This window comes from Paraburkholderia terricola, from assembly GCF_003330825.1.
Classification (GTDB): Bacteria; Pseudomonadota; Gammaproteobacteria; order Burkholderiales; family Burkholderiaceae; genus Paraburkholderia; species Paraburkholderia terricola.
On record NZ_CP024941.1, the window covers coordinates 3,662,724 to 3,677,952 of the forward strand.

Annotated in this window: 10 protein-coding genes; 2 read left to right on the forward strand and 8 right to left on the reverse strand. The window is 64.2% G+C overall.

Going from position 1 to position 15,229, the window contains the following annotated elements; genetic code table 11:
- Positions 1 to 108: 108 nt before the first annotated feature.
- The 4 genes from CUJ90_RS16480 to CUJ90_RS16495 all read right to left on the reverse strand — a co-directional run bounded on the left by CUJ90_RS16480 (position 109) and on the right by CUJ90_RS16495 (position 8,730).
- The gene (locus tag CUJ90_RS16480) at positions 109 to 1,056 is read right to left on the reverse strand and encodes a tyrosine-protein phosphatase (protein ID WP_114163219.1); all 948 of its coding nucleotides are present in this window, start codon (positions 1,054 to 1,056) and stop codon (positions 109 to 111) included.
- Positions 1,057 to 1,422: 366 nt separating this feature from the next.
- On the reverse strand, positions 1,423 to 2,892 hold the full coding sequence (locus CUJ90_RS16485; protein ID WP_114163220.1) for a glutamate synthase subunit beta: 1,470 nt from the start codon (positions 2,890 to 2,892) through the stop codon (positions 1,423 to 1,425).
- Positions 2,893 to 3,023: 131 nt separating this feature from the next.
- A complete protein-coding gene (locus tag CUJ90_RS16490) occupies positions 3,024 to 7,727 on the reverse strand; it encodes a glutamate synthase-related protein (protein ID WP_083086427.1) in 4,704 nt (1,567 codons plus the stop codon).
- Positions 7,728 to 8,022: 295 nt separating this feature from the next.
- The gene (locus CUJ90_RS16495) at positions 8,023 to 8,730 is read right to left on the reverse strand and encodes a transposase (protein ID WP_073431832.1); all 708 of its coding nucleotides are present in this window, start codon (positions 8,728 to 8,730) and stop codon (positions 8,023 to 8,025) included.
- A gap of 189 nt (positions 8,731 to 8,919) precedes the next feature.
- On the opposite strand from CUJ90_RS16495, the gene CUJ90_RS16500 reads away from it, so the two are divergent.
- Together CUJ90_RS16500 and CUJ90_RS16505 are read left to right on the forward strand one after the other, a co-directional pair.
- Entirely contained in the window at positions 8,920 to 9,645 is a 726-nt protein-coding gene (locus CUJ90_RS16500; RefSeq protein WP_073431833.1) for an OmpW/AlkL family protein, read from the forward strand.
- A gap of 358 nt (positions 9,646 to 10,003) precedes the next feature.
- Entirely contained in the window at positions 10,004 to 10,384 is a 381-nt protein-coding gene (locus CUJ90_RS16505; RefSeq protein ID WP_073431834.1) for an ElaB/YgaM/YqjD family protein, read from the forward strand.
- 120 nt (positions 10,385 to 10,504) lie between these two features.
- On the opposite strand, the gene CUJ90_RS16510 is transcribed toward CUJ90_RS16505, so the two are convergent.
- The 4 genes from CUJ90_RS16510 to CUJ90_RS16525 all read right to left on the reverse strand — a co-directional run bounded on the left by CUJ90_RS16510 (position 10,505) and on the right by CUJ90_RS16525 (position 15,171).
- Positions 10,505 to 11,707: a deoxyguanosinetriphosphate triphosphohydrolase gene (locus CUJ90_RS16510; RefSeq protein ID WP_114163221.1), complete on the reverse strand. Its 1,203-nt coding sequence runs from the start codon at positions 11,705 to 11,707 to the stop codon at positions 10,505 to 10,507.
- Positions 11,708 to 11,780: 73 nt separating this feature from the next.
- Entirely contained in the window at positions 11,781 to 12,857 is a 1,077-nt protein-coding gene (gene aroB / locus CUJ90_RS16515; RefSeq protein WP_073431859.1) for a 3-dehydroquinate synthase, read from the reverse strand.
- 8 nt (positions 12,858 to 12,865) lie between these two features.
- Complete coding sequence (locus CUJ90_RS16520) at positions 12,866 to 13,417, reverse strand: shikimate kinase (protein WP_073431836.1); 552 nt, start codon at positions 13,415 to 13,417, stop codon at positions 12,866 to 12,868.
- A 107-nt stretch (positions 13,418 to 13,524) separates the two neighbouring features.
- Entirely contained in the window at positions 13,525 to 15,171 is a 1,647-nt protein-coding gene (locus CUJ90_RS16525; protein ID WP_422879690.1) for a type IV pilus secretin PilQ, read from the reverse strand.
- Between the last annotated feature and the right edge of the window lie 58 nt (positions 15,172 to 15,229).

The window sequence follows — 15,229 nt, forward strand, 5'->3', positions numbered from 1 at the left end:
TCCGTCCGCCCAGTGATTTGGGGCGGATTTTTTTTCGCCGCGCACTACCCCGTTATTGCCTGACTGCGGCTGCCTGACCGCCGTCGGGCAGCCCGGTTCAAACCCGGATCACACCACCAGACGGGCGCGCAACCGGTCGATCGTCGCCTGGGACACGCCGAGGCCTTGCGTCAGATAGCTCGCCATCGTGCCGTAGCTCGCCTGCACCTGATCGAAGCCCGCCTGCAGATAACTTTCCTGAACGTCGAACAACGGCGCCTCGCTCGCGGCGGCCGCAGCGCCGACACGCGAGCGCAGCATGTCGGTATGGGCCCTGATCGACAGCGCCGAATAGACGTTGCTGAGCAGATAGTCCTGCATGATCACATCGAGCGGAACGTTGGCGATGCTCTGCAGAAGCGCCGCGACCCAGCCGGCGCGATCCTTACCCGCGCTGGAATGAAAGAGCTGGATCTCGGCGCCCTCGGCAAGACGCGTGAGCAGCGCGCCGTAGCTCGCGCGCTGCGCGGCGCCGGTGACGTAGGCGCGCGCCTGGGCCTCCATGAACGCTGTTGCGGCGGCGGCCGTATCGAACGACGGCGCGACGAAGTCGCGGGCGCCCAGCACGTTGAACGCCTCGGACGTCGCGCCGGCCGGCAACGTATCGGCGATCCGCGCGACTTCGCCCGGCGTGCGCAGATCGTAGACGGCGGCGATGCCGAGGTGATCGATCGCGGCTTCGTCAGCGGCGCTGAAGGTCAGCGCGTTCGCGCGATAGAACACGCCACGGCGCATCTGCTTGCCGTCGACGGTGGGATAGCCGGCGGCGGCGCCCGCCACGTCGCGAAAGTTGTCGACCGACGCGAGCCGCGGCGTTTCCGGTTGACCGGCGTCGAGGCTGCCGCCACAGGCGGAGAGCAGCGAGCTGCCGATGCCCGAGACCAGCAGCACGCCGGCTGAACGCTTGAGGAACACCCGGCGCGACGCGGAGGTGCGAACGGGCGCGATCTGACTTGTCCGCAGTGCGATGCTCGCGAAGCGGCGAGGTGGCGAGCAGTTTTTTCCGGTTGCGGGCATTGGACGTGGCTGGCGCGAACGTGAAGGGTTATTCGCAGCATGGGCGCTGCGCACGCAGTTTAACGGCGGCAAATCTTCTTTTGGTTACGGGGTAGTAGTTCGTAAGGAACCTGACCGACTTGCTTCGCCGCCCCGACGGGTTCGCCTGCCGCGATGCGGCGCGGACCCGCCTTGGACCGCGGGCTTGAACCGCTGCCTTGGCACTGATTACCCGGCCTTTTCTTTCACGCGGCGCAACACATGGAAATAGAAAAGCCGGGTCACCCTTGCGGATGCCCGGCTTTGTTTACCGCTTCGTCGCCTCCACCTCTTCCTGCAAGCAATAACCGGTTTCGATGCATCGAGGCATGAAACCAGCGGAGACGTTTAGCGCGGCAGTTCCGAATGTCCCATCAGGAACGCGTCGACCGAACGCGCGCACTGGCGGCCTTCGCGAATCGCCCACACCACCAGCGACTGGCCGCGGCGCATGTCGCCCGCCGTGAACACCTTGTCCACCGACGTGTAATACGCCTTGTCGCCTTCGGTCGACGAACGCACATTGCCGCGTGCATCCTTGTCGACGCCGAACGCCTCGAGCACCGGCGACACCGGCTGCGTGAAGCCCATCGCGAGCAGCACGAGATCCGCCTTCATTTCGAATTCCGAGCCCGGCACTTCCTGCATCTTGCCGTCCTTCCATTCGACGCGCGCGGCGATCAGCTTCTCGACCTTACCGTTCTTGCCTTCGAGGCGCTTGGTCGCCACCGCCCAATCGCGCGAGCAGCCTTCGTCATGCGACGAGGACGTGCGCAGCTTGATCGGCCAGTACGGCCACACGAGCGCCTTGTTCTCTTCTTCCGGCGGCTGCGGCAGCAGTTCGAATTGCGTGACGCTCTTCGCGCCATGACGATTCGACGTGCCCACGCAGTCCGAACCCGTATCGCCGCCGCCGATCACCACGACGTGCTTGCCCTTCGCGAGCAACTGGTTCGCGACCTTGTCGCCGGCGTTGACCTTGTTCTGCTGCGGCAGGAATTCCATCGCGTAGTGAATGCCTTCCAGTTCGCGGCCCGGCACCGGCAGATCGCGCGGCGTTTCCGAACCGCCCGTGAGCACCACGGCGTCGAACTGCTCTTTCAGCTCGGCCGGCGTGATGGTTTCCTTTGCCGTGTTGCCGATGTGCGGCGGCAATGAATCCGCTTTACCGATAAACACGTTGGCGCGGAATGTCACGCCTTCGGCTTCCATCTGGCGCATGCGGCGGTCGATCAGCCACTTTTCCAGCTTGAAGTCGGGAATACCGTAACGCAGCAAACCGCCGATGCGGTCGTTCTTTTCGAACACGGTCACATCGTGCCCCGCGCGCGCCAGTTGCTGCGCGACGGCGAGACCGGCGGGGCCGGAACCGACCACCGCGACTTTCTTGCCGGTCTTGTGCTTCGGCGGCTGCGGCGCAACCCAGCCTTCGGCCCAGGCCTTGTCGATGATCGCGTGTTCGATCGACTTGATGCCGACCGGATCGTCGTTGATGCCGAGCGTGCAAGCCGCTTCGCACGGCGCCGGGCAGATGCGGCCCGTGAACTCCGGGAAGTTGTTCGTGGAGTGCAGCACCTCGATCGCGTTCTTCCAGTCCTGATGGAACACCAGGTCGTTGAAGTCCGGAATGATGTTGTTCACCGGGCAGCCGTTGTTGCAGAACGGAATGCCGCAGTCCATGCAACGTGCGCCTTGAATCTTCGCTTCGTCGTCGGTCAATGCGGCGACGAATTCCTTGTAGTGCTTCACACGCGTGAGCGGAGCTTCGTACGCCTCGTGGCGGCGCTCGAACTCGAGAAAACCGGTTGCCTTGCCCATGTGGTTCTCTTCTCTATCTGTATCAGGTGGGTAATCTTTCCCGCCGCACGTCGAACCATCGAGCGGCGGCGGGTACGGCTATGGGTGACGTCCTGGGTGACGTCTTTCGTGCGGACGATCAGCGAAGCAAATCAAGCGGCGAGCACTTCCTTGTTCGCCTTCTTCGCTGCCATCTCGCCCAGCGCGCGCTTGTATTCGGTCGGGAACACCTTCACGAATTGACGGCGCGACGCATCCCAGTTTTCGAGCAGCGCCTTGGCGCGCGGCGAACCGGTGAACTGGAAGTGACGCTCGATGAGCCCCTTGAGCAGCGCTTCGTCGGTCGTGCCGGCGTGCCACAGGCCCTTGTCGACCGTGCGTTCCTGCTCGGCCTGCTGCAAAACCGGATCGAGCGCGACCATCGACTTGTTGCACTTGCCGGCGAACATGCCGTCCGGGTCGTACACGTATGCGATGCCGCCCGACATGCCGGCCGCGAAGTTACGGCCCGTTTCGCCGAGTACGACCACCGTGCCGCCCGTCATGTATTCGCAACCGTGGTCGCCCGTGCCTTCGACAACCGCCGTCGCGCCCGAGTTACGCACGCAGAAACGCTCGCCCGCCACGCCGCGGAAAAACGCTTCGCCTTCGATCGCGCCGTACATCACCGTGTTGCCGCAGATGATGTTCTCTTCCGACTTGCCGCGGAAATCGTTGGTCGGACGGATGATGATGCGGCCGCCCGACAGGCCCTTGCCGACATAGTCGTTGCCGTCGCCGACCAGATCCAGCGTGACGCCCCTCGCGAGGAACGCGCCGAAGCTCTGACCCGCCGTGCCCTTCAACTGGATATGAATCGTGTCGTCGGGCAGGCCGTCGTGGCCGTACTTCTTCGCGATCAGGCCGGACAGCATCGCGCCGACGGTGCGGTTCACGTTGCGCACCGGCTGAATGAACGAGACGTGCTCGCCCTTTTCGATCGCCGCCTTCGCCTTCTCGATCAGCGTGTGATCGAGCGCGCGCTCCAGGCCGTGGTCCTGCACGTCGACGTGCTTGCGCGCGACTTCGGCCGGCACTTGCGGCAGATAGAACACGCGCGAGAAGTCGAGGCCCTTCGCCTTCCAGTGCTCGATGCCCTTCTTCATGTCGAGCAGTTCGGCGTGGCCGATCAGGTCGTCGAACTTGCGGATGCCCAGTTGCGCCATGATCTCGCGCGCTTCTTCCGCAACGAAGAAGAAGAAGTTGACGACGTGCTCCGGCTGGCCCTGGAACTTCGCGCGCAGCACCGGATCTTGCGTCGCGACGCCGACCGGGCAGGTGTTCAGATGGCACTTGCGCATCATGATGCAGCCTTCGACGACGAGCGGCGCCGTCGCGAAGCCGAACTCGTCCGCGCCGAGCAGCGCGCCGATCACGACATCGCGGCCGGTCTTCATCTGACCGTCGGCCTGCACGCGGATGCGGCCGCGCAACTGGTTCAGCACCAGGGTTTGCTGCGTTTCGGCGAGACCCAGTTCCCACGGCGTGCCGGCGTGCTTGATCGACGACAGCGGCGATGCGCCCGTGCCGCCGTCGTGGCCGGCGATCACGACGTGATCGGCCTTCGCCTTCGCGACACCCGCGGCCACCGTACCCACGCCCGATTCCGACACCAGCTTCACCGACACGCTCGCCGCCGAGTTGGCGTTCTTCAGGTCGTGAATCAGTTGCGCCAGATCTTCGATCGAGTAGATGTCGTGGTGCGGCGGCGGCGAAATGAGGCCCACGCCCGGCACCGAATAACGCAGCTTGCCGATGTAATCCGACACCTTGTGGCCCGGCAACTGACCGCCTTCGCCCGGCTTCGCGCCCTGCGCCATCTTGATCTGGATCTGATCGGCCGACGCGAGGTATTCCGCCGTCACGCCGAAACGGCCGGACGCCACCTGCTTGATCTTCGAGCGCAGCGAATCGCCGTCCTTCAGCGGAATGTCGACGATCACTTCGTCGCCGATCACCGACTTCATGGTGTCGCCGTTCTTGATCGGAATGCCGCGCAGTTCGTTGCGGTAACGGTTCACGTCCTCGCCGCCTTCGCCCGTGTTCGACTTGCCGCCGATGCGGTTCATCGCGACGGCCAGCGTGGCGTGAGCTTCGGTCGAAATCGAGCCGAGCGACATGGCGCCGGTGGCGAAACGCTTGACGATTTCCTTCGCCGGTTCGACTTCGTCGAGCGGAATCGCCTTCGACGGGTCGAGCCTGAACTCGAACAGGCCGCGGAACGTCATGTGGCGCCTGGTCTGATCGTTGATCAGGTGCGCGTACTCCTTGTACGTCTGGTACGAATTGCTGCGCGCCGAGTGTTGCAGCTTGGCGATCGCATCCGGCGTCCACATGTGTTCCTCGCCGCGCACGCGGTACGCGTATTCGCCGCCCGCGTCGAGCATGCCGGAGAGAACCGGGTTGTCGCCGAACGCTTCACGGTGCAGACGGATCGCTTCCTCGGCCACGTCGAAGAGACCAATGCCGCCGACCTTCGACGAGGTGCCCTCGAAGTACTTCTTGACCAGGTCTTCAGCGAGGCCGACCGCTTCGAAAATCTGCGCGCCGGTGTAGGACATGTAGGTGGAAATGCCCATCTTCGACATGACTTTCTGCAAGCCCTTGCCGACCGCCTTCGTGAAGTTGTAGATCGCCTTTTCCGCCGACAGGTCGCCCTTCATGCCGGCAGCCAGTTGGCCGAGCGTTTCCATCGCGAGGTACGGGTGCACGGCTTCCGCGCCGTAGCCCGCGAGCAGCGCGAAGTGGTGCGTTTCACGCGCCGAGCCGGTTTCGACCACGAGACCCGTGCTCGTGCGCAGACCTTGCTGCACGAGGTGCGTGTGGATCGCGGCGGTGGCGAGCAGCGCCGGAATCGCGACGTTGTCGCGGTCGGTCTTGCGGTCCGACACGATCAGCATGTTGTAGCCGGACTTCACCGCGTCGACCGCTTCCGCGCACAGCGAGGCGAGGCGCGCTTCGATGCCTTCCTTGCCCCAGGCCACCGGATAGCAGATGTTCAGTTCATACGAGCTGAACTTGCCGCCCGTGTACTGATCGATCGCGCGGATCTTCGCGATGTCCTTGAAGTCGAGCACCGGCTGCGACACTTCGAGACGCATCGGCGGGTTGATGTTGTTCGTGTCGAGCAGGTTCGGCTTCGGGCCGACGAACGACACCAGCGACATCACCATGTTTTCGCGGATCGGATCGATCGGCGGGTTCGTGACCTGCGCGAACAACTGCTTGAAGTAGTGATAGAGCGTTTTGTTCTTGTTGGACATGACCGCCAGCGGCGAGTCGTTGCCCATCGAACCGACGGCTTCCTCGCCGGCTTGCGCCATCGGCGCCATCAGGAACTTGAGGTCTTCCTGCGTGTAGCCGAACGCCTGTTGGCGATCCAGCAAGGCAGCGGCTTCGCGGCGTTCCGTCGCGACGTCCTCGGCCTTCGCCTCGATCTCGTCGAGCTTGATGCGCACGGCGTCGATCCAGCTCTTGTACGGCTTGGCGTTGGCGAGGTTGTCCTTCAGTTCCTTGTCGTCGATGATGCGGCCGTGTTCCATGTCGATCAGGAACATCTTGCCCGGCTGCAGACGCCACTTCTTGACGATCTTCGATTCCGGAATCGGCAGCGTGCCGGCTTCGGAGGCCATGATCACGAGGTCGTCGTCGGTGACGATGTAGCGCGCCGGACGCAGGCCGTTACGGTCGAGCGTCGCGCCGATCTGACGGCCGTCGGTGAAGGCGATCGCGGCGGGGCCGTCCCACGGCTCCATCATCGCGGCGTGGTATTCGTAGAACGCGCGGCGGTTGTCGTCCATCAGCGTGTGTTGCTCCCAGGCTTCCGGGATCATCATCATCATTGCGTGGACGAGCGGATAGCCGGCCATCACCAGCAGTTCGAGGCAGTTGTCGAACGACGCCGTATCGGATTGGCCCGGATAGATCAGCGGCCACAGCTTCGGCAGATCGTCGCCGAGCACGTGGCTCGCGATCGCGCCGGTGCGGGCGTTCAGCCAGTTGACGTTGCCCTTCACCGTGTTGATTTCGCCGTTGTGGGCGATCATGCGGTACGGGTGAGCCAGCTCCCACGCCGGGAAGGTGTTGGTCGAGAAGCGCTGGTGCACGAGCGCGAGCGCCGAGACGGTGCGCTCGTCCTGCAGGTCGCGGTAATACACGCCGACCTGCCCGGCCAGCAGCAGCCCCTTATAGACGACCGTGCGCGCCGACATGGACGGCACGAAGTATTCCTTGCCGTGCTTGAGCTTGAGCGCCTGGATGCGGTGGCTCGCGGTCTTGCGGATCACGTACAGCTTCCGCTCGAGCGCGTCGGTCACGATGATGTCCTTGCCGCGGCCGATGAAAATCTGACGGATCAGCGGCTCGCTCGCCTTGACGGTGGGCGAAATCGGCATGGTGTGGTCGACCGGCACGTCGCGCCAGCCCAGCACGACCTGGCCCTCGGCCTTCACCGTGCGTTCCAGCTCCTGTTCGCAAGCGAGGCGCGACGCGTGCTCTTTCGGCAGGAACACCATGCCGACGCCGTATTCGCCATACGGCGGCAGGGTCACGCCTTGCCTCGCCATTTCCTCGCGATAGAAGCCATCGGGAATCTGGATCAGGATGCCGGCGCCGTCGCCCATCAGCGGATCGGCGCCGACGGCGCCCCGGTGGTCGAGGTTTTCCAGGATTTTCAGGCCCTGCTCGATGATCTCGTGGCTTTTCTTGCCCTTGATGTGAGCGACGAAGCCGACGCCGCAGGCGTCATGCTCGTTCTGCGGGTCGTACAGACCTTGCGCGGCGGGAACCGGATGAGTCGGTTGCTGGTGGTCGTTCATGGGGACACCGTCTGTGAGGGGCCGGACAGGCCGTTTAACCGTTTTTCTATTGCCGCAGTGCGCACAGCAGCCGCGACGGCGCGCTCTTTACGCTGGATGCTACGCGTATCAAAAACGCCGGAATTCGGAATATACGCGACGAATCAATGGAATAGCAAATAAAACGTTGTGGTTGAGCCCCAATTATCAAGTTGGTGCATTGCGGTCGATTTTTATTGGTGCCATATCTAAAACGTGCAAAAGAAAACGGCATGCGAAGATGCCGTTCCATTACCGCCCGCCGACGCGAGGCCGGCTACTGCGTTTGCGGCGTCTCGCGGACCTTGCGCGGCCGTCCGCGCGGCAGCGGCGACACGCGCCGATTGGCCGCGCGCGCGGCCCATTCGCGGTAGGTGTCGCTGCCGAGCACCCAGCCCTTCAGCGTGGCCTGCTGAAGCTGACTGGCTTCGCGCTCGTCGAGCGGCTGTTCGCATAGCTCGCGGTAAGCGCGCTGCCGTTCGAACGGCGTATTGCCGAGCGACCAGTACAACGGGTGGTCGGTAATCAGGCTGTCGAGCGTCAGGCCGATGTGATGACGGTAGCTCGACCAGCGATAGTCTTCCGGCGCGCTCACGAGTTGCGCGCGCACCGGACACATTTCGACGACCCGGCTCGCCAGTAGAAAATAGCGCTCGCCCTCGATCACCGTGGCGCGGTAGCGCCCTTCCCACAACGTGCCGCGACGCGCATAGCGCCGGTTGAAATGGGCGACGTAGCGCCGCCCCACCGCCTGCATCGCTTTCGGCAGACTCGATTCCTCGGTGGGCGTGACGAGCAGTTGCACCGCGCCCGGCATCAACGCATAGGCGTGGATGGATAAGTGATGGTCGCGCGAAGCCGCTTTCAAACAGTCGATGAAGAGCTCGTAGTCCTGGTCGTCGACGAATGCGGGCTGCTGATCGAGTCCGCGAAGGATGACGTGCTGCGGCTGGTCAGGGACATAGAGACGTGCAAGCCGTGCCATGCTGAAGTATCCAATTAGTCGCGTTGGTACAAACCCGAAGGTCGGAAAAGCCGCATGCGCCGGAGGTTCGGCGCGGCGCGGCTGAGCCAGAAAACCGCGCGGAGCCTAGGGAGAAAGCTCTAACCGCCGCGTATGGTTTGTTTCAAACGTTGTCGTCATAATGAGCGGGCCTTTTATGGAGGAGCACATATGAAATTAAAACAGGCCGTAACGGGGATGGCGGCGCTAGCCTGCATGACAACGGCAGCACACGCGCAATCGGCCGGGAGCTTTGTCCTTTCAACAGGCTGGTTCCATCTTGCGCCTCAATCGAGCAGTGAACCGTTGAGAGTGACAAGCATAGGCGGCAGTCCGACCAATATCACAGAAGCCAACACCGGTGCATCACTAAGTTCCGCGGACACCATCGGCTTCACGCTCGGGTACTTCGTTACCGACCACATCGCGGCCGAATTCGTGCTTGGCTACCCGCCTTCATTCGACCTGACCGGCACGGGCAGCTTCGAACGATTCGGCAAGCTGGGCCAGGCGAAACAGTGGAGCCCGACTCTGCTGTTCAAGTACTTCTTCAACGCCCCCACCGCGGCGTTCCGCCCGTATCTCGGCATCGGTGTAAGCCGGGTCTGGTTCACCGACGCAAAGATCACCAACAGCGCGTTCGAGGCCAATGTTCTGCATGGTCCGACCAGCGTCGATACGGATAGTTCGTGGGCGCCGGTCTTCAATGCGGGTTTCACCTACGCGTTCGACCAGCACTGGTTCGCGGGCGTGTCGATCTCTTATCTACCGCTCAGCACGACCGCTAAACTGAACACCGCCGCCAGGACGCCGGTCGGCACGCTCAACGTGCAGTCGCAAACCAAGATCAAACTGAACCCGATCGTTAGCTACGTCAATATCGGTTACCGTTTCTAACGCTTCGCAGACCCTCGCGAAAATTGGGGCCGTTGAGCTAGGGTAGTCGAATTTTCGGGGCTTGGACAACGCCGTCATAGGTTCAATGGCGGCGTTCTTTATTTCAAGCAGGTCGAGCAATGGTTATCGGCGTCGGGCGCGGACGGCGCGATGCTCAGACGTAACGGCGAATCTTTGTAAATTTGACCCGCAATCGCGTGGCCTCGGTGCAATATCTGCTGACGGTTCGCGGCCCGCGTCATGGTGTGCAGGGGCTGCTGTTTGGCACCAAAGTTGCGTTCACATGGTGTTTCCCGCGTCGCGGCGTGAATCTGCGTGGCACCGTGGGGATTCTTTCACCCTCATCGACGGAGCGACCATGACAACACTTTCGAATACGCGAGACGCCCTCGGCGAATCCTGGACCAGCACCAGCCGCCGTGCGCGGCGCATCGCTCGCCATAGCCGCCACGCGGCCGAAGATATCGCGAGCGAACTGCGCACGCTGATGGCGGAACTCGAATCCACCCTGGCCGACGGCACCCAGGCCGACGCGGTCGCACTGCGCGGCAAACTGCGCAAACAGCTCGACGCCGCGCGCGCCCGTTTGAACGACACGCGCGAAGCCGTGCGTGAGCGCGCGGAAGTCGCGATGGCAGACGCGGACGACTACGTGCACGAAAATCCGTGGCAGACGATTGCGATCGTCGGCGGCGTCGCGTTGATCGCGGGCGCGCTGTTCGCATCGCGGCTGCGCTGAACGGGCTGCGCTGACACGTGGCGCGAAGCAACGCGGTGGCGGGCGCCGATGCGGTGCCCGCGTCCGCTTGCGCGCTCATGCCGAACGTAGACACAAACCCGCCCGCCGGCACGCGTCCGATCAGTTGTCTTCGATGACGAACAGCCGTTGGTATTCCTTCACCGCATATCGATCCGTCATGCCCGCGATGTAGTGGGCAATCAGACGCGGCTGCAGCGTCGCGTCCGTCGACTGATAGCCTGGCGGCAGCAGGCGCGGATCTTCCGTGAACGCGTCGAACAGGCCGACTACGACGCGGCGCGCCTTGTTCGCCATGCGCATCACCCGGTAATGGCGATACAGATTCTTGAACAGAAAGCGCTTGAGCGCCGCGGCCTGAGCGGCAATCGCCTCGCTATGGGCAACGAGCGGTGGAGCGGCGCGCACGGCGTCGAGCGAAGCCGGCGCGTGCCGGAGCAAATTCAGCTTGGTGGTATCGATCAGATCGACGATCAGCGTATTGATGATGCGGCGCACCGTCTCGTGAATCAGCCGGCGCCCTTCGATCTGCGGAAAGTCGTTGCGCGCCGCCTCATAGTGCGTCTGCCATAGCTCGACTTCGGCCAGTTGCTCGACGGTGAGCAGGCCCGAGCGCAAACCGTCGTCGACGTCGTGGTTGTTGTAGGCGATCTCGTCGGCAACATTCGCGATCTGCGCTTCGATGGACGGCTGCCGTCCTTCGAGAAAGCGCTCGCCCAAGGCGCCGAGCCGCCGCGCGTTTTCGCGCGAGCAATGCTTGAGAATTCCTTCGCGTGTTTCGAAGCAGAGGTTCAGGCCGTTGAAGGCGCCGTAGTGCTCCTCGAGATCGTCGACGACCGCGAGGCTTTGCAGATTGTGCTCGAAGCCGCCGTGTTCGCGCATGCATTCGTTCAGCGCGTCCTGACCGGCATGGCCGAACGGCGTGTGACCGAGATCGTGGGCAAGTGAGATCGCTTCGACGAGGTCTTCGTTGACGCGCAAATTGCGCGCAACAGACCGCGCGATTTGCGCCACCTCCAGACTATGCGTGAGCCGGGTGCGAAACAGATCGCCCTCGTGATTCACGAACACCTGCGTCTTGTACTCGAGCCGGCGGAACGCCGTGGAGTGGACGATGCGGTCGCGATCGCGCTGGAATTCGGTGCGGGCGCCAGGCGCTGATTCCGGATAGCGGCGGCCGCGCGACTGCGCGGAACGCGCCGCGTATGGCGCGAGATGCGCTTCCAGCGCTTCCTGGGCAGGCTCGCCGACCGACGCCGCGCCTGCCGGGTTGGGTTTTACATCGTCGCTGCGCCTGTCAGTCACCGGGTTCTCCGAAACATGGGCGGCGCCTCGTGATGCCGGTGCGCGATGCGTTGCTGCCGGAGTCTTGCCGCGGTTAAACCGCGGCGGCCAGCGTGGCGCGCACTTCGGCGTCGGGTGCCTGGGTAATCAGCGTCTCACCGAAACGCTTCAGCAGAATGAATTTGATCGCACCGGCTTCCGCCTTTTTGTCGACCTGCATGAGTTCGACGTAACGCGAATCGCCGAGCGCGGGCGCCCGGGTCGGCAAATGCGCGGCGACGATCACATCGACCAGACGCTTGCGCGCCGCTTCGTCGAGATAGCCCATGCGCACGGACAGATCCGCCGCCATCACCATGCCACAGCCGACCGCCTCGCCGTGCAGCCACTCGCCGTAGCCGAGCCCGGCCTCGATCGCGTGGCCGAACGTATGGCCGAAATTGAGGATCGCGCGCAGCCCGCCTTCGCGTTCGTCCTGCGCCACCACCGACGCCTTGATTTCGCACGAACGCTTGACCGCCTCGGCCAGCGCTTCGGGTTCGCAACGATTCAGCGCCTCGACGTTGGCCTCGATCCACCTGAAGAAACCCGCGTCGGCAATCGCGCCGGTCTTGATCACCTCGGCGATGCCCGCCGCCAGTTCGCGCGCCGGCAAGGTGCGCAGCGCGCCGATGTCGGCGATCACGGCCTGCGGCTGGTAGAACGCGCCGATCATGTTCTTGCCAAGCGGGTGGTTGATGCCCGTCTTGCCGCCCACCGACGAATCCACCTGCGACAGCAACGTTGTGGGCACCTGGATGAACGGCACGCCGCGCATGTAGCAAGCCGCGGCAAACCCGGTCATATCGCCGATCACGCCGCCGCCCAACGCGATCAGCGTGGTCTTGCGATCGGCGCGGGAGCCGAGCAGCGCGTCGAAGATCAGGTTCAGCGTTTCCAGGTTCTTGTACGCTTCGCCGTCCGGCAAAACGACCGTGGACACCTGCTTGCCGAGCGGCGCCAACGCCGCGCGCAGCGTGTCGCCATATAGCGGGTCGACCGTGGTATTCGTGACGATGGTGACCGAGCTGCCGGCGATATGCGGCGCGAACAGCGCGGTTTGGCCGATCAGATCGGCACCGATATGAATGGGGTAGGCGCGCTCGCCCAGTTCGACGTTGACGGTAATCATACGGTCCATTATGACGCAGGGTGTTTGACGACGCCGGCCATCTCGAGCTGCATCAGGACCATGTTGACGAGTCCGTTGACCGAAGGCCGGCCGGTTTCGATCACGAAATGCGCGCATTCGCGGTAGAGCGGGTCGCGCACTTCGTAGAGCGCTTCGAGGCGCGCCTTGGGGTCTTCGGTTTGCAGCAGCGGGCGATTCTTGTCGCGCCGGGTACGCAGCCACAGATCGTGCGGATTGGCGCGCAAGTAGATCACCACGCCGCGATTTTGCAGCGCCTCGCGGTTTTCCGGCCGCAGCACCGCGCCGCCGCCCGTGGCGAGCACGATATTGTCGCGCCCGGTCAATTCGGAAATCACGTTCGCTTCACGCTCGCGAAAGCCCGCTTCGCCTTCCAGTTCGAAAATCACCGGGATGCGCGCGCCCGTGCGCGCCTCGATTTCATGATCGGAATCGAAGAACGGGCGATCGAGACGGCGCGCAATGGCCCGGCCCACGGTGGTTTTGCCTGCCCCCATGAGCCCTACGAAAAATACATTGGCGTGTGCGTCCCGCGCTTGCAACGGTGTCCTCTGGCTAATCCGGTGTGGGTTCGTGCCGCAGCTTACTGGCAAAGCGGCTGCCTTGTCGAGCCTGCGCGCCGCCGCCGGCAAGCGGCGGCGGCATACCGCTAATTCGTCTGAATGACGCGCGGCGTGATGAAAATAGCCAGTTCGCTGCGCTGGTCGCGATGAGCCCGATGGCGAAAAAGCGCGCCTAAAAAGGGTATTTTGCCCAGGAGCGGCACCCGCGTCACATCGTTCCGCTCGTCGACGGCATAGATTCCGCCGATCGACACCGTACCACCATCCTCGACCTCGACGCGCGTCTGCACGTGTTTGGTGTTGATCGCCGGCCCGGCGTCGGTCAGCTCGCCGACGCTGTCCTTGGCCACATCGAGATCGAGCACCACCCGCCCGTCCGGCATGATCTGCGGCTCCACTTCCAGTTTGAGCGTGGCGCGGCGAAACTGCACGCCCGAGACGCCCTGCCCCACTTTCGCCTGATACGGCAGCTCGGTGCCCTGCTCGACCACCGCTTTCATGCGGTCCGCGGTGACGACCCGCGGACTCGATACGATCTCGCCGCGCCCCTCGGCCTCCAGCGCGCTCAGCTCGATGTTCAGCAGACGCGTGGCGCCGGCGGCGAACAGCGTGAGCCCGGCGGTGGCGGCGTCGAAGCCGGAAATCGGGCGGGCCGACAGATCGTAGACCGTCCCGTCCGTGCCGCCGGTCAACCCTCTCGCGGTGCCGTCGGCGTTGGTCGCCGCCATCGAGAGCCGCACGCCGAGGTTGCGCGAAAAACCGTGTTCGCCTTCGACGATCCGCGCCTCGATCAGCACCTGGCGGGTCGGCCGGTCGACGGACTCGAGGAAAGCCGCGATCTGCGCGACGCGGCCTTCGATATCGGTGACGAACAGCAGATTGGTGCGCGGATCGGCGGTGACGGCACCGCGTTTGGACAGCACGCGCTGGTTCCCCGAACCGGTCAGCAAACGCCGCACGTCCTCGGCGCGGGCGTAGTGCAGCACGAAAGTGCGGCTCGCGAGCGGCTCCAGATCGGCGGCCTTGGCGTGCGCCTCGAAACGCTGCCGCTCGCGTGCGGCGAGATCCGCGATCGGCGCGACCCACACGACGTTGCCGCGGCGCTCCATCGCGAGACCGTTGACATCGAGCAGCGTATCGAACGCGGCGCGCCACGGCACCTTGTCGAGCCGCAGCGAGACGGCGCCGCGCACTTTCTCGCTCGCGACGATATTCAGTCCCGTGAATTGCGCGAATGCGTTCAGCACGGCGCCGAGTTCGGCACGCTTGAAGTTCAGCGAGATCGGTTTGTCGTCGGCCGCGAGCCTGGCGTCGGCGAGCGTTTTCGGCGCGCCGCTCAGTCGCGCGAGCGGCGGCAGCGGCACCGGTGGTCCTTCGAGCGCGGAACTCGTCGCGGTGTCGTTGCGAGCCGGGGTCGCCTGGGTTGCCGAGGCTGCCGATCGTCTTCGGAGCGGCACGGAGCCGTCGTCGGCGTCGAACGGCTCCTCCGCGCGGCTGTTTTCAGCGGAGGCGGACGGGCGCGCTACATCCCGAGGCTCCGCCGACTCATCGCGAAACGGGTTGGGCGCTTCGGCGACAACGCCGCGCGGTGGCGGCGAAGCATTGTACGAAGCGTCCAATGGCACAACGCCGTCGTCGAGCGGCATGTTCGGTGGCAGCGGCGGCAGCGGTGGAGTCGAAGCTCGCGCGATGCCGACGCTGATCGCCGCGCCGACGTACACGCCGAAACACATACGAAGGCCGCAGCGCAGGCCACGGCCCGCACGTGGACCGATGCACATGGACGCGGGC